The sequence below is a fragment of the Candidatus Pelagibacter sp. FZCC0015 genome, from assembly GCF_007833635.1.
In the GTDB taxonomy this organism is placed as follows: Bacteria; Pseudomonadota; Alphaproteobacteria; order Pelagibacterales; family Pelagibacteraceae; genus Pelagibacter.
In genome coordinates, this window is the sequence record NZ_CP031125.1 from 499,388 (window position 1) to 518,239 (window position 18,852).

At 28.3% G+C, this 18,852-nt stretch carries 20 protein-coding genes; 10 read left to right on the forward strand and 10 right to left on the reverse strand.

Annotation, left to right across the window (positions count from 1 at the left end):
- Window positions 1-28: 28 nt before the first annotated feature.
- On the reverse strand, window positions 29-1,030 hold the full coding sequence (trpS, locus tag DT059_RS02610; protein WP_145596521.1) for a tryptophan--tRNA ligase: 1,002 nt from the start codon (window positions 1,028-1,030) through the stop codon (window positions 29-31).
- A gap of 4 nt (window positions 1,031-1,034) precedes the next feature.
- Window positions 1,035-2,564 carry a murein biosynthesis integral membrane protein MurJ gene (gene murJ / locus DT059_RS02615; RefSeq protein ID WP_145596523.1) on the reverse strand — a complete coding sequence of 510 codons (1,530 nt, stop codon included), beginning with the start codon at window positions 2,562-2,564 and terminating at the stop codon, window positions 1,035-1,037.
- A gap of 52 nt (window positions 2,565-2,616) precedes the next feature.
- Here murJ and DT059_RS07360 point away from each other — a divergent pair, with 52 nt between their 5' ends.
- A complete protein-coding gene (locus DT059_RS07360) occupies window positions 2,617-4,902 on the forward strand; it encodes an NADP-dependent malic enzyme (protein WP_145596524.1) in 2,286 nt (761 codons plus the stop codon).
- Here DT059_RS07360 and DT059_RS02625 read toward each other — a convergent pair whose 3' ends face one another.
- Window positions 4,903-5,496 (reverse strand): BON domain-containing protein, encoded by a 594-nt coding sequence (locus DT059_RS02625; protein ID WP_145596526.1) that lies wholly within the window; start codon window positions 5,494-5,496, stop codon window positions 4,903-4,905.
- Window positions 5,486-6,349 carry a 16S rRNA (cytidine(1402)-2'-O)-methyltransferase gene (gene rsmI / locus DT059_RS02630; RefSeq protein ID WP_145596527.1) on the reverse strand — a complete coding sequence of 288 codons (864 nt, stop codon included), beginning with the start codon at window positions 6,347-6,349 and terminating at the stop codon, window positions 5,486-5,488. The genes DT059_RS02625 and rsmI overlap by 11 nt, the downstream gene beginning before the upstream one ends.
- A 34-nt stretch (window positions 6,350-6,383) precedes the next feature.
- Between rsmI and DT059_RS02635 the strand changes: the two genes are divergently transcribed.
- On the forward strand, window positions 6,384-7,538 hold the full coding sequence (locus DT059_RS02635; RefSeq protein ID WP_145596529.1) for an ABC transporter substrate-binding protein: 1,155 nt from the start codon (window positions 6,384-6,386) through the stop codon (window positions 7,536-7,538).
- On the opposite strand, the gene rdgB is transcribed toward DT059_RS02635, so the two are convergent.
- Entirely contained in the window at window positions 7,522-8,124 is a 603-nt protein-coding gene (rdgB, locus tag DT059_RS02640; protein ID WP_145596530.1) for an RdgB/HAM1 family non-canonical purine NTP pyrophosphatase, read from the reverse strand. The genes DT059_RS02635 and rdgB overlap by 17 nt on opposite strands.
- 36 nt (window positions 8,125-8,160) lie before the next feature.
- Between rdgB and DT059_RS02645 the strand changes: the two genes are divergently transcribed.
- The 6 genes from DT059_RS02645 to DT059_RS02670 all read left to right on the forward strand — a co-directional run bounded on the left by DT059_RS02645 (window position 8,161) and on the right by DT059_RS02670 (window position 14,362).
- A complete protein-coding gene (locus DT059_RS02645; protein ID WP_145596532.1) occupies window positions 8,161-8,820 on the forward strand; it encodes a nucleotide exchange factor GrpE in 660 nt (219 codons plus the stop codon).
- 62 nt (window positions 8,821-8,882) lie between these two features.
- Entirely contained in the window at window positions 8,883-10,808 is a 1,926-nt protein-coding gene (gene dnaK, locus DT059_RS02650) for a molecular chaperone DnaK (protein ID WP_145596533.1), read from the forward strand.
- Window positions 10,809-10,837: 29 nt separating this feature from the next.
- A complete protein-coding gene (gene dnaJ / locus DT059_RS02655) occupies window positions 10,838-11,965 on the forward strand; it encodes a molecular chaperone DnaJ (protein WP_145596535.1) in 1,128 nt (375 codons plus the stop codon).
- A gap of 36 nt (window positions 11,966-12,001) precedes the next feature.
- Window positions 12,002-12,778, forward strand: coding sequence for a 4-hydroxy-tetrahydrodipicolinate reductase (gene dapB, locus DT059_RS02660; RefSeq protein ID WP_145596537.1), 777 nt, complete (start codon window positions 12,002-12,004; stop codon window positions 12,776-12,778).
- Window positions 12,778-13,431 carry an endonuclease III gene (nth, locus tag DT059_RS02665; protein WP_145596539.1) on the forward strand — a complete coding sequence of 218 codons (654 nt, stop codon included), beginning with the start codon at window positions 12,778-12,780 and terminating at the stop codon, window positions 13,429-13,431. The genes dapB and nth overlap by 1 nt, the downstream gene beginning before the upstream one ends.
- Before the next feature lies 1 nt (window position 13,432).
- Window positions 13,433-14,362, forward strand: coding sequence for an adenosine kinase (locus DT059_RS02670; RefSeq protein WP_145596541.1), 930 nt, complete (start codon window positions 13,433-13,435; stop codon window positions 14,360-14,362).
- A 1-nt stretch (window position 14,363) separates the two neighbouring features.
- On the opposite strand, the gene DT059_RS02675 is transcribed toward DT059_RS02670, so the two are convergent.
- The 3 genes from DT059_RS02675 to DT059_RS02685 are packed head-to-tail and all read right to left on the reverse strand — an operon-like array spanning window position 14,364 to window position 15,927.
- On the reverse strand, window positions 14,364-14,483 hold the full coding sequence (locus tag DT059_RS02675; protein WP_145596542.1) for a ribosome alternative rescue factor ArfA: 120 nt from the start codon (window positions 14,481-14,483) through the stop codon (window positions 14,364-14,366).
- Window positions 14,480-15,337 (reverse strand): glycosyltransferase, encoded by an 858-nt coding sequence (locus tag DT059_RS02680; protein ID WP_145596544.1) that lies wholly within the window; start codon window positions 15,335-15,337, stop codon window positions 14,480-14,482. Before DT059_RS02680 ends, DT059_RS02675 begins: the two co-directional genes overlap by 4 nt.
- A gap of 26 nt (window positions 15,338-15,363) precedes the next feature.
- Window positions 15,364-15,927, reverse strand: a complete 564-nt coding sequence (locus DT059_RS02685) for a winged helix-turn-helix domain-containing protein (RefSeq protein WP_145596546.1) — start codon at window positions 15,925-15,927, stop codon at window positions 15,364-15,366.
- 12 nt (window positions 15,928-15,939) lie between these two features.
- On the opposite strand from DT059_RS02685, the gene DT059_RS02690 reads away from it, so the two are divergent.
- Window positions 15,940-16,434 carry a L,D-transpeptidase family protein gene (locus tag DT059_RS02690; protein WP_145596548.1) on the forward strand — a complete coding sequence of 165 codons (495 nt, stop codon included), beginning with the start codon at window positions 15,940-15,942 and terminating at the stop codon, window positions 16,432-16,434.
- On the opposite strand, the gene DT059_RS02695 is transcribed toward DT059_RS02690, so the two are convergent.
- Window positions 16,431-17,090, reverse strand: coding sequence for a YggS family pyridoxal phosphate-dependent enzyme (locus DT059_RS02695; protein WP_145596550.1), 660 nt, complete (start codon window positions 17,088-17,090; stop codon window positions 16,431-16,433). The two genes, DT059_RS02690 and DT059_RS02695, sit on opposite strands and share 4 nt — an antisense overlap.
- A gap of 6 nt (window positions 17,091-17,096) precedes the next feature.
- On the opposite strand from DT059_RS02695, the gene DT059_RS02700 reads away from it, so the two are divergent.
- Complete coding sequence (locus DT059_RS02700; protein ID WP_240704619.1) at window positions 17,097-17,615, forward strand: thiamine phosphate synthase; 519 nt, start codon at window positions 17,097-17,099, stop codon at window positions 17,613-17,615.
- Between the two features lie 49 nt (window positions 17,616-17,664).
- On the opposite strand, the gene DT059_RS02705 is transcribed toward DT059_RS02700, so the two are convergent.
- Window positions 17,665-18,627: a porin gene (locus tag DT059_RS02705; RefSeq protein WP_145596554.1), complete on the reverse strand. Its 963-nt coding sequence runs from the start codon at window positions 18,625-18,627 to the stop codon at window positions 17,665-17,667.
- Window positions 18,628-18,852 lie beyond the last annotated feature (225 nt).

The window sequence follows — 18,852 nt, forward strand, 5'->3', positions numbered from 1 at the left end:
TAAATTAAAACTTGATAATAAATTTTTATTAAAAACCTACTATTTCTTTAATTCTTTCAATCTTTTTGGATGCAATTAGATTGGCTTTTTCAACTCCATCTAGAAGAATTTCATCAAGAAATTTTTTATCTTCTAAAAGTTTTTTTATCTCATTCGAAATAGGTTCAATTTTATTAACAAGTTCTTCAGCCAATTGTTCTTTAAATTCTAAAAAATTTTTACCTGAAAAATTTTTTACTGAATTTTCTAATGTTGAGTTTGTCAAGCTTGAATAAATTCCTAAAAGATTTTTTGCCTCCAATCTTTCATCAAGTTCCTTTATGTCTTGTGGCAAAGGCAAAGGATCAGTTTTTGCTTTTTTGATTTTGTTTATTATTTGGTCTTTATCATCTGTTAAATTAATTCGACTTAAATCTGATAACTCTGATTTACTCATTTTTTTTGAACCATCTTTTAAACTCATTATTCTTGAAAATTCTTTTTGAATAAGAGGTTCAGGAACCTGAAGAAAATTTTCTACTTCAAAATCGTTATTAAATTTTTGAGCTATATCTCTACATAACTCCAAATGTTGCTTTTGATCATCACCTACTGGTACATGAGTAGCATCATATAAAAGAATATCAGCTGCCATTAAAACTGGATAAGAGTACAAACCTATGCTGGCTTTCTCTTTGTCTTTACCGGCTTTCTCCTTAAATTGAGTCATTCTATTCAACCAGCCCATTCTAGCAACACAGCTTAATATCCATGCTCCTTCTGCATGAGCAGCCACTCTAGATTGATTAAAAATTATACTTTTTTTTGGATCTATTCCGCTTGCTATAAAAGTTGCAACAGTTTCCCGGATGTTATTTTTTAATTCTTTAGGATCTTGCCTTACTGTAATGGCATGTAGATCAACAACACAAAAAATACATTTATTATCTTTATCGTTATTTAAGTCTACAAAGTTTTTTATGGCACCTAAATAATTTCCAAGATGAAGATTGCCTGTAGGCTGAACACCAGAAAATATTTTTTTACCCATAAAATTAATACTTTAATTTAATATCATTCATTTGAAAAGCTTTGATGAAATAACACACAATTAAATAAAACAATAATCCTAATATAACACATAAAACTAAATAAAAAGATTTAATTGATTGATTAAATGTTAATTCGTTTTGGAAAAAATTTAACATAAAGTTAAAAAATAAACCCATCATAATTGATGCAAAAATTATTTTAATAAATTTAATTAAAAATATTTGGTTAAAATAAAATAATTGTCGATTTTTTAAAAATAAAAATAACAATATTGAATTAAACCAAGATGAAATAGATGTGGCTATTGGAATTATTATAAAACCAATTTCACTAAAATAATACAAACTGATAAAAATATTTACCAATACTGAGATTAAAGAAATATAAAATGGAGTTTTGGTATCATGATTTGCAAAGAAAAAACTTGAAAAAACTTTTATCAATGCAAAAGCAGGTAGGCCTAAAGCAAAATAATATAAAGCTAAGCTTGAATTGCTCACCGAATTTTCATTGAAAGACCCATAGCCAAATAAAGCTGAAATAATTTGTTCTGATCCTATGATTAAAGCGATAGTTGCTGGAAGACTTAAGAATAAACTTAATTCAAGAGCTTTATTTTGTATAAACAAAATCTTATTTTTTTTTCTAGATTGAATATGTTTTGACAGCTGGGGAAGTATTACAACGCCAATCGCAATACCAGCTATAGCTAAGTTAATTTGATAAATTCTATCAGCATAATATAAGTAAGAAACTGCACTTGCTTGAAATGATGCAATTATTGTACCAATTAAAATATTAATTTGAGTGACACCTGATGAAAAAATACTTGGTAAAAGTTTTTTAAAAAAAAATTTAACTTTGTTACTTACTTTTAATTCAAAACTAAATTTAAGTGAGTAATATTTAGAAACGTATTTGTATAAAAATATTAATTGTAGGAAACCAGCTAAAGAAACACCATAAGATAAATAATAAACTAATTGGTCACCTAAAGACCTAGAAAAAATTAAAACCAAAATTAAAACAATATTCAAAATTATTGGGGCCGCTGCTGCCGCAGCAAACTTATTATGTGAATTTAAAATTGCAGAAAAAAATGAAGCTAGGCAGATAAAAAATAAAAAGGGAAAAGTAATTCTTGTTAAATTTATAGCTACCTCCATTTTTTCTAAATCACCCACAAATCCTGGAGCAATAATAGAAACAAATGCTGGCATGAAAATTTCAATTATTATTGTTAAAAACAACAATCCTAAAAAAAGGAGATTAAAAATATCGTTAGCAAATTTGTTTGATTGTTTTTTTCCCTTAATAATTTCTGATGAATAACTTGGAACGAATGCTGCATTAAAAGTGCCTTCAGCAAACAATCTTCTAAAAGTATTTGGAATTCTAAATGCTACAAAAAAAGCATCAGCCAACATCCCTGTTCCAAGAAAAATTGCTATTAAAATATCTCTTAAATAACCAAGCAATCTACTAATGATAGTATAAAAACCAAATGTGCCTGTTGACTTAAGTAAGTTCATAAATCATATTAGTCTTAATTTTACCCCAATTGTACACTTATTGTTATCAGAAATGAAAAAAACAAAAATCGATCATTATACAGATAAAGAAGCTTTAGATTTTCATAAAGACAAAAAACCTGGCAAGATTGAGATTATTTCTTCAAAAAATATGACAACTAAGCGTGATCTCGCTTTAGCTTATTCTCCAGGAGTTGCTGCTCCTGTTAAAAAGATAAGTGAAAATCCGGAAGCAGCTTATGATTACACGAGTAAAGGAAACCTTGTTGCTGTAATAAGTAATGGTTCAGCAATATTAGGAATGGGAAATTTAGGTGCTCTTGCATCAAAGCCTGTGATGGAAGGAAAGGCCGTATTATTTAAAAGATTTGCAGATATCGATTCAATAGATTTAGAGATTGATTGTAAAGATTCAGAAGAAATCATAAATTCAATTAAAAATTTTGCACCTAGCTTTGGTGGAATAAATTTAGAAGACATAGCGGCCCCAGATTGTTTTATAATAGAACAGAGATTAAAAGAAATTTTGGATATTCCAGTTTTTCATGATGACCAACATGGAACTGCAATTATAACAACCGCAGCATTAATTAATGCCTTAGATATTTGTGGTAAATCAATAAAAAAAATTAAAGTTGTAGTTAATGGTGCTGGCGCCTCAGCACAAGCTTGTACTGAGTTATTTAAAAACTCAGGAGTAAAATCCGAAAATATAATAATGCTAGACAGAAAAGGTGTTATTTATGAAGGAAGAGCTGAGGGAATTGATCAATGGAAATCCAGATATGCAGTTAAAACTAAACATAGAACTTTAGAGGATGCTGTTAATGGTGCAGATGTTTTTTTAGGATTATCTGCAAAAGGTGTTCTAAAAAAAGAGATGGTTAAATCTATGGCTAAAAATCCAATTATATTTGCTTGTGCTAATCCTGATCCAGAAATTACCCCAGAGGAAATTAATGAAGTTAGAAATGATGCAATCGTTGCAACAGGGAGATCAGATTACCCCAATCAAGTAAATAATTTAATTGGATTTCCTTATATCTTTAGAGGAGCCTTAGATGTTAGATCCAAAACGATAAATGAGGAAATGAAAGTTGCTGCGGCAAACGCAATAGCTAAGCTTGCAAGAGAAGATGTTCCTGATGAAGTGGTTGCAGCTATGGGCGGAGAAAGACCTCATTATGGAAAAGATTATATTATTCCATCTACATTTGATCCAAGATTAATTAGTGTAATACCAGCGGCTGTAGCAAAAGCAGCTATAGATAGTGGAGTAGCTAGAAAAAATATAGATGATTTTGATGTTTATAAAGATCAGCTAAAACAAAGACTAGACCCGACAGTAACCATCATGCAAGGTATAAATTCATTTATTAAAAAAAATCAGAAAAGAATTGTTTTTGCAGATGGTGAAGATGAAAATACTTTAAAAGCGGCTATAGCATTTAAAAATTCTAAATTAGGTATTCCAATCTTGGTTGGTAAAGAAAGTAAAATTAAAGAACAAATTAAAAATATTGGTTATAGCGAAAATTTTGACATTGAAATAGTTAATTCAAAAGATGAGGAAAAGAGAAAAAGATACGTTAAACATTTATTTGAGAAATTACAGAGAGAGCAAGGATTATTAGAACGAGATTGTGACAGAATGATTAGAAATGATAGAGTTGTCTGGGCCACAAGTATGGTCGCTTGTGGGGATGCTGATGGTGCTGTAACAGGTAATACAAGACGATTTGGTGCTTCTTTCGAAAAAATCAAACAAGTTGTTGATGTAAGAAAAGGTGAAATTATGTTTGGATTAAACATGATCGTTCATAAAGGAAGAACTATTTTTGTTGGTGATACAAGTGTCCATGAATATCCAACTTCTGAACAAATGGCTGAAATTGCTATATCTACTGCAAGAGTAGTTAGACTTTTTGGATTTGATCCTAAAGTTGCTTTTGTATCCCACTCTACATTTGGACAACCCCTTACTAGTAGAACAAAACATATTCGGAGCGCTGTTGAAATATTAAAAGAAAGAAAAGTAGACTTTGAATTTGATGGAGATATGCAGCCTGATGTTGCTCTTAATCCAGAGTATGAGGAACTTTATCCTTTTGCAAAGATAGTTGGTAAAGCAAATATTTTAATAATGCCTGGACAGCATAGTGCAGCAATTTCATATAAACTGATGAAAACAATTGGAGAAACAAAAGTTATTGGGCCATTACTAATTGGACTTGGTCTTCCAATTGAAATTGCTCCTTTAAGATCATCAACTTCTGAGATACTTAACCTGGCATCAATTGCCGCTTATTCTTCCCAAGTGATTGATTACAAAAAATAATTAATCTCTTTGAATTCTCAAATCTTCAACAAGTATTATACTTGCGATCACGTCTTCAACATCAAGTATTTCTTTTGCTTCACTTATAACTAAATCTTTTTCCTCTGAAGTTAGGGCAATTCCATAAATGTAAATTTTCTTCTTATAGGTATCTATTTGATAATTGGTTGCCTTAATATTTTTATTAACAATTATAGCTGTTCTAAGTTGTGATGTTATTAATACATCTTTTGCAGATTGTTTAAAATTAAACTCTTCCTTAATTTTAATATCATTTCTGACAGATCTAGCGCCCTTGGTTTCCCATGCTAATTTTGTAATCATTAATTTTTCTTCTGGGCTGTCTACTTTTCCGGTAACAAAAATTCTTCCATCTAAAACTTTAGTTTTTACAGCTAAAAGATATTTTTTATCTTTTGCCAAAATTTTTGCACTTATGCTTTTTTGCATAATCGAGTCATCTATTTGGGTGCCAACTGTTCTAGGGTCCAGAGCAACTGACACACCAGTTCCAAAAAGACCTTTAGAACCGACTCCAACACATGCAGTTAAAATAAAACTTATAAAGATATAAATTAATAATTTACTTTTCATTTTTTAATTCTAAACAATAATTGTATATTTCTTTTTTAGGAACATTAGTACTCTGACTTAAAATTTCAGTAATTTCTTTAGTAGATAATTTATTAATCATTTTTTTAATTATATTAATATCTGATTCAGTTAATTTTTCAGATAAATTTTTATTTATTTTTTTTTCAGAAATAACAACAGTAAGCTCACCTTTTGGTTCTTTTTCAAATAATTCCAATTCATTTACATTTTTTCTAATAAATTCTTCGTATATTTTTGTTATTTCCCTACAAAAAACTATCTTTCTTCCTTCAAAATTCTTTTTTATTTCAGGTATGATTTTATTAATTTTTTTTGGAGAAATAAAAAAAACTAAGGAATTTTCAAATTCTGAGAATTTTTTTAATTCATTAGATAATTGCTGTTTTTTGTCTGGTAAAAATCCACAAAACAAGAATTTATCTGAAAAACCACTAATTGAAACAGCTGCGGCAACAGCCGAAGGTCCGGGAATGGGAAATATTTTAATCTCGTTATTAATACACTCATTAACTAAAATTGAACCAGGATCAGAAATACTAGGCGTACCAGCATCTGATATCAAAGAAATTATTTTTCCAGATTTTAGGAATTCGATAATTTTAATTACATTTTTTTTCTCATTAAATTTATGATTTGAAATTAATTTTGATTTTACTTGATATTTATCTAAAAGATTTTTTGAAACACGAGTATCTTCACATAAAATATAATGAGATTGCTGTAAAACTTCAATTGCTCTTAATGTTATATCTTTTAGATTTCCTAAAGGAGTTGATACCAGATAAAGGCCATTTTCGTATTCTTTTAATTTAAATTGTGGTTTTATAATCATAATTTAGCTTAAAAAATATTATACTAGCATCAAAATGATCAAATTAATTAAAATTATTTATTTTATTTTTTTTAGTTTTTACTTTCTGTTTTTTCCAAACGTTAATGCTCAAGAAAAAATCAAAATAGGATTATTGGTACCTATGACAGGAGAAAATAAGGAAATTGGAGAGTCCATCATTAAAGCAGTTGGTTTGGCTGTTAAAGATATTGATAATGATTTAATTGAAATCTTTCCTAAAGATACCGCAACTAAAGCTAACCAAACTTTAAAATCAGCATTTGAATTGAGTGAGATGGGTATAAAAATTGTTATAGGTCCTGTGTTCTATGAAAGTTTAACTTATTTAGATGAAATGAAGAATTTAACTTTTTTATCATTAACAAATAAAACTCTAGATCTTCCAAAAAATGTAATCTCAGCCGGAATTAATTCTACATCGCAATTTAATACAATAAAAAAATTTTTAGAAAGTAATCAAATAAAAAGAACTATTTTTTTAACACCAATCCGAGATTATGAATTTGAAATTAAACGAGGAATGAAAAATTCAAAAATTAAAATTTACAAAGATTATGAATATAATACAGAGCCTACTAAACTAACGAAACAAATAGAGGAAATTACAAATTATAGAATAAGAAAACAAAATTTAGAGGATGAAATAAATAGGATAAAAAATTCGAATGATCCAAATAAAGAAAAAAAAATAAAAAGGCTGGAAAAAAGATATACTTTAGGTGGTTTAAATTTTGATGCTGTTGTAATTGCAGATTTTGATGAAAGTCTAAAAAGTGTATCTACATCACTTTTATACACTGATGTAGTTCCTAAAAATAAATATTTTATAACTTTAAATCAATGGTTTGACGAAAGTTTATTAAACGAAACTGATATTCAACCATTATATTATCCATCAATAGATAAAGAAAATTTTGATAGCTACAAAATAAAATACTTTAACGCATTTAATGAAGATCCTACTCATTTATCTTTATTGAGTTATGATCTTGTTGGTTTAGTTTATTATTTATCGTTAAGCTCAAATAAAGAAAACTTAAATAAAATTTTTAAAAGAAAAAATTCATTCAAAGGAAAAATAGGAATTTTTGATATCAAAAATAATAAAATTAATCACAGATTAAATTTTTATAAAATTGAAGATAAAAAACTTATAAAAATTTTCTAATTTTTTTAAAAGCCTGGTATCTGTGATCCATCTTATATTTTTGAGATGGCTCCATTTCTCCAAAGGTTTTTCTTTTTTTTAAAGGAATAAAAATTGGATCATAACCAAATCCATTTTTTCCTTTTGGTTCATTTGAAATATAACCTTCTACTTTTCCTAAAACACAAGCAATTTTTTTATTTAAATTTGAAATAGAAAGTGCACAGATAAATCTAGCTTTAATTTTTTTTTTTTTCCAATTTTTATCTTTTTTGTTTAGCTCTCTATAGACTCTTCTTATAGCCTTATTAAAATCACCATGCCTTCCTCCCCACCTCGCAGAATAAATTCCAGGACTTTTACCCAAGAAATCTATTTCTAAACCTGAGTCATCTGCCAAGCATATTAATCCAGTTTTTTTTGAAAAATATTTAGATTTAATTAATGAGTTTTCTTTAAATGTTTTGCCATTTTCAACTGGACTTTTTAAATTAAATTCAGATGTAGAGTGTATTTTGATCTTTTTTGGCAATAAACTCTTGATTTCTTTTAGTTTGCCCCTGTTATTAGTCCCAATGAGTAATTTATATATTTTTTGTTTAGACATCTAGAAATTACTAAAATCCTTACCATATAAGAAGCTATGGAAAAAGAGGAAAACCAAAATAGCACTTCTGCGGATCAAAAAAAGAATACAATGAAAGAAAAAGAAAATGAGAAACCTGAAGAAAATTTAATCAAAGAAAATAAGCAAGAAACAGACCAAGAACCTAAAGAAGAAATCAAAGAACCAACTCCAGAAGAAAAAATTGCTGAACTTGAAGATAAAGTGGCAAGAACTTTTGCTGAAATGGAAAATCAAAGAAGAAGGTTTGAAAAAGAAAAAGAGGATGCTTTTGAGTATGGTGGCTATAGTTTTGCTAAAGAAGCATTAAATTTGATTGATAACTTGGATCGATCAAAACATGTTCTTGAAAGTGACGATAAGTTAAAAGAAACTGAAGCATTAAAGAAAACATTAGAACATTTAGACATTATTAAAAAAGATCTAATCTCAATATTTGAAAAAAATAATATTAAACCAATAGATAGCCTTAATAAAAAACTAGATCCAAACTTTCATCAAGCAATGATGGAGATAGAGGATGATACAAAAGAACCTGGAACAATAATCCAAGAAATTCAAAAGGGTTTTACAATAAAAGATAGATTACTTAGACCTTCTTTAGTGGGAGTGTCAAAAAAAGTTACATTAAAAGAAGAAAAAACTGAGGAAAATCAGGAAAATTCAGAAAATAAATAATTATGAGATCAACTTGTAGTTTCACATTTAAACCCTATATGACGAAAGAGAGACATTAAATTATGAGTAAAATTATTGGAATAGACTTAGGAACAACAAACTCATGTGTTGCCATTATGGAGGGAACACAAGCTAAGGTTTTAGAAAATGCTGAGGGAGCAAGAACTACTCCATCAGTTGTGGCATTTACAGATGAAAACGAAAAATTAATTGGACAGCCAGCAAAAAGGCAAGCTGTAACAAATCCAGAAAACACTATCTTTGCAGTTAAAAGATTAATTGGAAGAAATTTTGATGACCCAACGGTAAAAAAAGATGTAGAAGCTGCTCCATTTAAAATAGTTAATTCCGAAAAAGGTGACGCTTGGATTGAAGCTAAAGGTGAAAAATATTCACCTTCTCAAATATCTGCATTCATTTTACAAAAAATGAAAGAGACAGCAGAAAAATATTTAGGTCAAGCTGTAACAAAAGCTGTTATTACAGTACCAGCATACTTTAACGATGCTCAAAGACAAGCAACTAAAGATGCAGGGAAAATTGCTGGGTTAGAAGTTTTAAGAATTATCAATGAACCAACAGCTGCATCTCTAGCTTATGGTTTAGATAAAAAACAAAATAAAAAAATTGCTGTATATGATTTAGGTGGAGGAACATTTGATGTTTCTATTTTAGAGTTGGGTGATGGTGTATTTGAAGTTAAATCAACTAATGGTGATACTTTTTTAGGCGGTGAAGATTTTGATAATGCTGTTGTTGATTACTTAATTTCTGAATTTAAGAAAGATAATGGAATTGATCTTAAGTCTGACAAACTTGCTCTACAAAGATTAAAAGAAGCAGCTGAAAAAGCAAAAATAGAATTATCTTCTGCTGAACAAACAGATATAAATTTACCTTTTATTACAGCAGATAAAACAGGTCCAAAACATATTAATTTAAAAATGACTAGAGCAAAACTTGAAGCTTTAGTTGAAGAATTAATTGCTAGAACAATGCCTCCATGTAAAACTGCATTAAAAGATGCGGGAATTACTGCAAGTGAAATTGATGAAGTAGTTATGGTAGGTGGTATGACTAGAATGCCAAAAGTATTAGAGGAAGTTAAAAACTTTTTCGGAAAAGATCCTAACAAGAGTGTTAATCCTGATGAAGTAGTTGCAATGGGTGCTGCTATTCAAGCGGGTGTATTACAAGGTGATGTTAAAGATGTACTTCTATTAGATGTTACTCCATTATCACTAGGTATTGAAACGCTTGGTGGAGTTTCAACAAAATTAATTGATAAAAATACAACAATTCCAACAAAAAAAAGTCAGGTATTTTCAACTGCAGAAGACAATCAGCCAGCTGTATCTATTAGGGTTCTCCAAGGTGAAAGAGAAATGGCAGCTGACAACAAAGCCTTAGGTAATTTTGAATTAGTAGGTATTGCGCCAGCTCCAAGAGGTGTTCCTCAAATTGAAGTTACTTTTGATATTGATGCTAATGGTATCGTAAATGTTTCAGCAAAAGATAAGGGAACCGGTAAAGAACAAAAAATTCAAATCCAAGCTTCAGGCGGACTAAGTGATGAAGAAATTGAAAAAATGGTAAAAGATGCAGAGGCTAATAAAGAAGCTGATAAAAAGAAAAGAGAATCTGTTGACGTTAGAAACCAAGCAGATACTCTAATTCACTCTACTGAAAAAAATTTAAAAGAACATGGAGCAAAAATTTCTGATGCAGAGAAAAAAGTAATTGAAGATGCATCATCTGCAGTGAAAGAAGCTTTAAAAGGTGAAGACATTGAAGATATTAAGAAGAAAACTGAAGCTTTAGTTCAGGCTTCAATGAAACTTGGAGAAGCAATCTATAAATCACAACAAAGTGCAAAACCTGAATCTGGAAAAGATGATGGTGGAGATGATGCAGGTAAAAAAGACGAGAATGTTGTTGATGCTGATTTCGAAGAAGTAAAAGACGAGAACAAAGAAAAAAGCGCTTAAACTGACATTTAATTGTCTGGGGTAATTTGATGGCTAAAAGAGACTATTACGATGTCCTAGGCGTTAATAAAAGCGCGAGTCCTGAAGAATTAAAATCTGCATACAGAAAGTTAGCTGTTAAATATCATCCTGATAAAAATCCAGGAGATTCCAAAGCAGAAGAAAAATTTAAAGAAGCCAGTGAGGCTTACGGAATACTTTCAGATAAAGAAAAAAAGCAAAACTACGATAGTTTTGGTCACGCTGCATTCGAAAACGGTGGCGGTAGACCAGGTGGTGGCTTTGGTGGTTTCAGTGGAGCGGATTTCTCAGATATTTTTGAGGATTTCTTTGGTGATTTTGGAGGAGGTGGAAGATCAAGAAGTAGAAAATCTAATAACAGAGGTTCTGACTTAAGGTATGATTTATCAATTTCTCTTGAAGAAGCTTATCATGGAAAAAAACAAGATATTAAATTTTCTACATCTGAACAATGTGGGACTTGCAAAGGAAATGGATCAAAACCAGGTTATTCCCCAGACAGATGCTCATATTGTGGTGGGAATGGTAGAATAAGATCCAATCAAGGTTTCTTTACTGTACAACAAACATGTCCTCAATGTAATGGAAATGGTGAGGAAATTACTAATCCCTGTAATGATTGCAATGGTCAGGGTAAAAAACAAGCTTCCAAAAGAATATCTGTAACAATTCCAAAAGGTGTGGATGATGGAACAAGAATAAGACTTGCAGGAAAAGGTGAAGCAGGAACCAGGGGTGGAGCAACAGGAGATCTTTATTTGTTTATTAATGTTAACTCTCACAACTTATTTAAAAGATCAGACGAAAATTTATTTTTTGAATTTCCACTTTCTTTTGCAGACGCTGCTTTGGGCACAACTATTGAAATACCTACAATTGATGGAGGAAAAGCGAAAATAAAAATTCCTGATGGTACTCAAAATGGAAAACAATTTAGATTAAAAGGTAAAGGAATGCCGTTTATGAGAAGAGGCGATTTTGGAGACTTATATGTTCAAGTTAAAACAGAGGTACCTGTATATTTAAATAAAAAACAAAAAGAATTATTAGAGCAATTTAGAGAAATTGAAAACGATAAATCTAATCCAAGTATTAAAAAGTTTTTTCAAAAAGCAAAAGATTTCTGGAAAAACTAAAAGACTAATCTTCTAAAAAAGGTTAATATTAGCTAAATGAAAAAAATTAATTTAGCGATTTCAGGTTGTATGGGTAGGATGGGCCAGCAATTAATTAAGTCTTCAAAGAAAAATAAAAATTTTAAACTAGTTACACTTACAGAAAATAGATTAATAAATAAAAAGTTTAATGGAATTAAACCTGAATTAAATTCTGATAAAGCATTTAAAAAAACTGATGTAATCATTGATTTCACCGTACCAGATTGTACTATTGAAATTCTTAAAATAGCATCAAAACTAGGGAAGAAAGTAGTAATTGGTACTACTGGATTTACTAGAAGCCAAGAAAACCAAATTAAAAAATATTCCAAAAAAATACCTATTCTTAAAGCTGGTAATATGAGCTTAGGTGTAAATTTATTAATGTATTTAACTGAGATTGCATCAAAATCATTAAATGATGGATACTTAAGCAAAATATTTGAAGTACACCACAAGCATAAAAAAGACTATCCATCTGGTACTGCGTTAATGCTTGGAAAAGGAATTGCTGATGGAAAAAATAAAAATTTATATAATTTAATTGGTAAAAAATTCTTAAATAAAAAATCTTTCCCTTATGGAAAAAAAATTAATTTTAATTCAATTAGAAAAGGTGAAATTATTGGTGAACATGAAGTGAAATTCTCAAGTGGTAAAGAAATAATTACATTAAACCATGAGGCTTTTGATAGAGCCCTTTATTCAGATGGGGCTTTAACTGCTTCTAAATGGTTAATGAAAAAAAAACCAGGATTATATTCCATGAGAGATTTGCTTAACTTTTCATAATGAATGAAAAACAGAAAGCAAAAATCATCATTAAAACCCTAAATAAAATTTACCCTAAAGCGCCTGTTCCTTTAAAAAGCAAAAATACATTCACACTATTAATTTCTGTACTGCTTTCAGCACAATGTACTGATGTAAATGTTAATAATGTAACAAAAGATATATATCCTAAATACTATAAACCAGAACACTTTGTAAAATTAGGAAGAAAAAAAATTGAAAAATTAATACAAAAAATTGGAATTTTTAGAATTAAAGCAAAAAGTATCTATTTGATGTCGAAACAAGTCTTGGAAAAACACAAGGGTAAGATTCCTAGAACCTTTGAAGAACTTGAAAAATTACCTGGTGTAGGACACAAAACAGCAAGCGTAGTAATGTCTCAAGGCTTCGGATATCCAGCTTTTGCAGTTGATACTCATATTCATAGACTTGCACAACGATGGGGTTTAACAAATGGGAAAAATGTAGTTCAAACTGAAAAAGATTTAAAAAGAATATTTCCTAAAAAAACTTGGTCAAAGCTTCATTTGCAAATAATTTTTTATGGTAGAGAATATTGTAAGGCAAGAGATTGTTATGGTTTAAGTTGCGAAATATGTACTACTTGCTACCCAAATAGAAAAAAACCTGTTATTACCAAAAAAGCTTAATATGAAAATTTTAGGAATAGGAAACGCAATTGTAGATGTCATTTGTAAAGTAGATGACAATTTTATCACCAAAAATAATCTTACAAAGAGTACGATGAAATTATTCTTTGATGAAAATGAGTTCAAAAATTTATTAACAAATCTTAAAATTGAAAAAACTGTCTCTGGAGGATCTGTTGCAAACTCTATAGTTGGATTATCTCAACTTGGTAATAAAGTTGGATTTGTAGGTAAAATTTCTGATGATGAATTTGGTATTAAATATGAGGATGGTTTAAAAAAAGAAAAAGTGGAGTATTTTTATTCAAAAAAAAAAGAAGAATTGCCAACTGGAACTTGTCTAATATTAGTAACTCCTGACTCTGAAAGAACAATGTGTACTTTCTTAGGAACAGCAGGAAAAATTAATGAGAACGATGTTAGTTCGGATGTGATTAAAAATAGTGAACTAATATTTTTAGAAGGTTACTTATGGGATGAGGGAGAACCCAAAAAAGCGTTTGATAAAGCTATATATAATGCAAACAAAGTTGCTATGTCACTCTCTGATTTATTTTGTGTAGATAGGCATAAACCTCATTTTTTAAACTTAGTTAAAAATAAACTTGATATAACTTTTGCTAACGAACAAGAAATCACATCTTTAATTACAGCAAATAATTTTAATGAAGTCATAAATTTTTCAAAACAACTTAATAAATTAGTTATTATAACTCGAGGTGAAAAAGGTGCAGTTGCAGTCAATGGCAATGAGGTTATTGAAAGTGATACACAAAAAAATCTTAAAATTATTGACCTCACTGGCGCAGGTGATCTTTTTGCTGCTGGATTTTTACATGGGTACATTAACAAATTATCTACAAAAGAATGCCTTGAGAAAGGTACTGAAATGGCAACAAGGGTAATACAACAAATTGGAGCAAGGCTCTAATTTAACTTTTCTTTCTTTTAAAACTTCCCTTCCCCTTTTTAGGTTTAACTATTTTTGGTTTGTATTTTTGTGTAAATAAATTTCTTATTAAAGGATTTTTTTTTAATAATTTATTTTTCATTTTAATACATAAAATATATTTGCTGAAAGCTTAGAAAAATTTTTAATTGAATTTTTGAGATTAAATATTAACAAGTAACTTAGCGTTCTAAATAAATATTTTAAAATATTTTTATAAATATATAGAGAACTTTTTTTAATATTAAAATAATATAAGGGCGATAATTCACTGTGATAACATCGTACAAAAAAATTCCTTATACTAAACTTGCTAGATTTTCCTTGTTTATGAAAAGCTAGAGAATTTGGATTAACAATAATTGATAACTTCCTATTTAAAAATTTTCTACATAGATCAATCTCTTCCCAAAATAAAAAATATTTTTTTGAAAATAAATTGACCTCATAAAAATATTTAGATTTTATTAAAAGTGCACACCCTTTTGAGACATCTACACAAATTTCACCGACTGGTATAAGGTTTTTTTTTATATTATCCTTAAAATATAATTTATTTTTTTCATAAATATTTCTTTTTTCAGGTAAAATTCCATAACTATCTTTATCGGGAACGTTAAGCGGAGCAGCTATTGCACAATTTTCATAACTTAATGCAGTATTTAAAAGAAGTAAAATTGATTTTTCATCTATAACTATGTCGGGATTTAATAATAGAAAATATTCTGTCTGAACTTCATTAAAGGCAAAATTAACACCATTCCCAAAACCTAGATTTTTATTTTTTGAAATTACTTTTATATTTTTTTTTTTTTTTATTTCACTTAATACATTAATATTTTTTCCATTATCTACTATTATAATTTTAAAATTAGATAGAGATTTTAAACAATCAAAAATTAAATTCGATGAATTATAGAGAATAATTATTATGGTTATCTTATTATTTAAATTCATAAATTAAATCCAATTTTTAAATAATTTTAAATTATTTTATATCCATTCTTTCCACTTAATAGAAAATTTTTATCATCAAAAATTTTAAGAATTTTTTTTCTTAACCTATATATGTGAGTTTCTACGGTGTGTGTTTCTATATCTGATTTATACTGCCATACATATTTTTCAAGTTCTTTTGCACTGATAGGTTTTTTTGCATTTGAAATATAAATAATTGTATCAACTTCTTTTTCTGTTAAATTTACTTTTTTGCCATTTTTTGACATTTGTCTTGAATTTAAATCAATGAAATAGTCCTTAACAATAAACTCTGATTGGTTAATAAAGTTGTTTTTAATTAATTCTATATTTATTTTTTCTATTAATTTAAAAAATTTAATTGATGAGTTATTTAAAACTAATTGATTATTAATATTTTCAATTTTTTTTTTTGACAAAATTAAATAATTTTTTAAATTTTTAATTTTATCCAGCAAAAATTCTTTATTTTCAGCATGTAAAATTGTGAAATTTAAATCTTCATGCTGTTCTTTAAAAATTTGATATAAAATTGGATGTTGGTAAATTATTAAATTCTTATTATTCATATAAACAACAATATGACAATTATACTAAAAAATAAACATACACTTAAATTAGGTGATTTTTATTTTAAATGCTGCATTGGAAAAAAAGGTAAATCAATTAAAAAAAGAGAGGGTGATATGAAAACACCAAAAGGTTTTTTTAGAATCGAGCATTTGTATTTTAGAAAAGATAGAGTCAAAAAACCACAAACCTATTTAAAATGCTTAAATATTAAAAAAAATTTAGGTTGGTGCAATGATGTTACTTCCAAAAAATATTATAACAAACTTATAAAAATACCATCTAAATTTAAACATGAAAAACTTTTACGAAAAGATAATAAATATGACTTATTTATTCCAATTAAGTATAATTATAGTAATCCAGTCCTTGGAAATGGAAGTTGTATATTTATTCATTTAACCAAAAATTATAAGCCGACCGCTGGCTGTATTGCATTAAATAAAAAAGATTTTTTAATAATGTTAAAACTTTTAAAAAAAAATTCTAAAATAAAGATACTTTAGGATCTTTGGCCAAAGATGCTTGCCCCTATTCTAAGGTACGTTGAGTTATATCTTGCTGCTTTTAAATAGTCAGAAGACATTCCCATACTAAGTTCATCAAAGTTAAATGATTTATTCAATGAACTCATTTCTTCAAAATACACTGCTGGTTCAATATTAGCAGGGGGAATGCACATTAATCCTAAAATATTTAAATTTATTTTTTTACAATATGTTACTAAATTCTCAATTTCACTTTTATTAACACCAGATTTTTGTTTTTCATCACCAATATTTACTTGTAAAAAAATTTTTGTTTTTCTATTAATTTTGGACTCCTCCTCTGCAATTTTTTTTGCAAGTTTTTCACTATCAACAGAATGGATGTAATCGAATAATTGTACTGCAAATTTTACTTTGTTTGTTTGTAATTTCCCAATCATATGCAATTTAATTTCAGAATTATTTTTTTTAACTTCGGTCCACTTTTCTAAAGCTTCTTGAACTTTATTTTCACCAAAATCTATATGACCACTATCAATTAAAGGTAAAATTTTATCAATTTTAAAAGTCTTTGAAACTGCTATAATTTTAGGAAATTTAGTAATGTTCAAAATATTCAAATGATCTTTAATTCTATTTTGAATTTTTAATAAATTGTGAACGGTGTTATGCATAAAAGTATGTTCAAAAAATATTACTTTATAAGTAAATTTGATACAAATTATATCGATAAACAAGACAAGCAAACTGTTATAATTTATCGAAATTATACTTCAAAGATACATAATGAAGAATTAATTTCCAAAATTAACAAATATTGCAAAAAAAAAGGTATGAAGTTTTATTTAGCTAATAATATTAAATTAGCACTAAAGTTAAACTTAGATGGTGCTTATATTCCTGCTTTTAATAAAAGCTTTAAACACTTATCATATTCATACAAAAAAAACTTTCAAATTTTAGGGTCTGCACACAATCTAAAAGAAATTAGAATTAAAGAAAATCAAGAAGCTGATAAAATTTTTATATCATCCTTATTTAAAAAAAATAAAAACTATTTAGGAATAAATAAATTTAAATTACTGACCAAAATTACAAAAAAAAAAATTGTAGTATTAGGTGGAATTTCTAAAAAAAATATAAAAAAAATACCACTTTTAAATCAAAGGTGTTTTGCTGGTATTTCATATTTTGAATAAAAAAAAAGGCCCCTAGAAAGGGGCCTTTTCTAAAAAAATTTATACTAAATTAGAACGCAAATGATACGTTAATTTCGTAACCTTCAGTATCTTCTGATGTAACACCGTCTGCATTGTCTGTTTCGTTAAACGAAGCAGCAATTGTTGTTCCAGCCATAGTGTATGAAATTGACATACCAGTTGATTCTTGGATATCACCTGATGAATCAGTACCATCATTATGCTCGTGTTGACCGTAAGAAACTGATAGATCATCGCTTATTGCGTATGAGATACCCCATTCCTCAGAGTCGTTAGAGTTAGCTGCAGTTGTTGCATCTTCTTCTGACTCTTGGTAAGAAACAGTTACTGGACCATAAGCGTATTTAACCCATAGAGTTGATACGTCTACATCACCGATAGCTGCAGTTTCTGTGTATTCACCAGTTGCATAACCAGCTGAGAATCCTTCAACCATTTCTGGTGCAATAGAAATACCCATATCTGAGTATGAACTTACTGTACCAGTATTAACTGTACTGTCATAAGTGAATCCGATAGAAACACCAGAAATTGATGGAGAGTCATATCTCCATAAACCATTTCCAGCTTTTCCACCAATTACATTGTTAGCTGCTGAAGCAGATGTTTCTACTACATCCCATACTTCTTCATATGCAGTTGGAGCAACAGAGTCCCACTGACCTACCATAGAATCACCACCGTGTCTTGCGTAAGTAATTTTACCCATTCCATCCATAGATATTGTAGTTGAAGAATTGTCAAATCCACCTGCTGCTGCAGAAGAACCATCTAATTCCATAGTGTTAGTAATCATAAGACCACCATCAGTTTCACCTGAAACAGTAATTGTTACACTGTCATTGTTGTAGAAAAGAGTCTTGTCGTTTTCAGACTCTTGGTACATACCAACTGAAGCACCACCACTAAATGATATATCTGCTGCGTTTGCAGACATAGCAACTAATGAACCTGCTAAAGCTGATAAACCAACTTTTTTTAAATTGTTCATATTAATTACTCCTTTGTTTAGTTTTATTATTAATAATAAACAGGCCTAATTAGCATTTTTTGATAAAAATTAGATAAAAACCCAATTAAAAATAATAAAAAATCGATATATGTTGCATTTTTACAACATATTTAACACTTAAATTTATTATGAATTTACTTAATTTTTTAAAAATTATGTATAATTAGAGATATTTAACTCAATAAATTTTATTTATAACTCTTA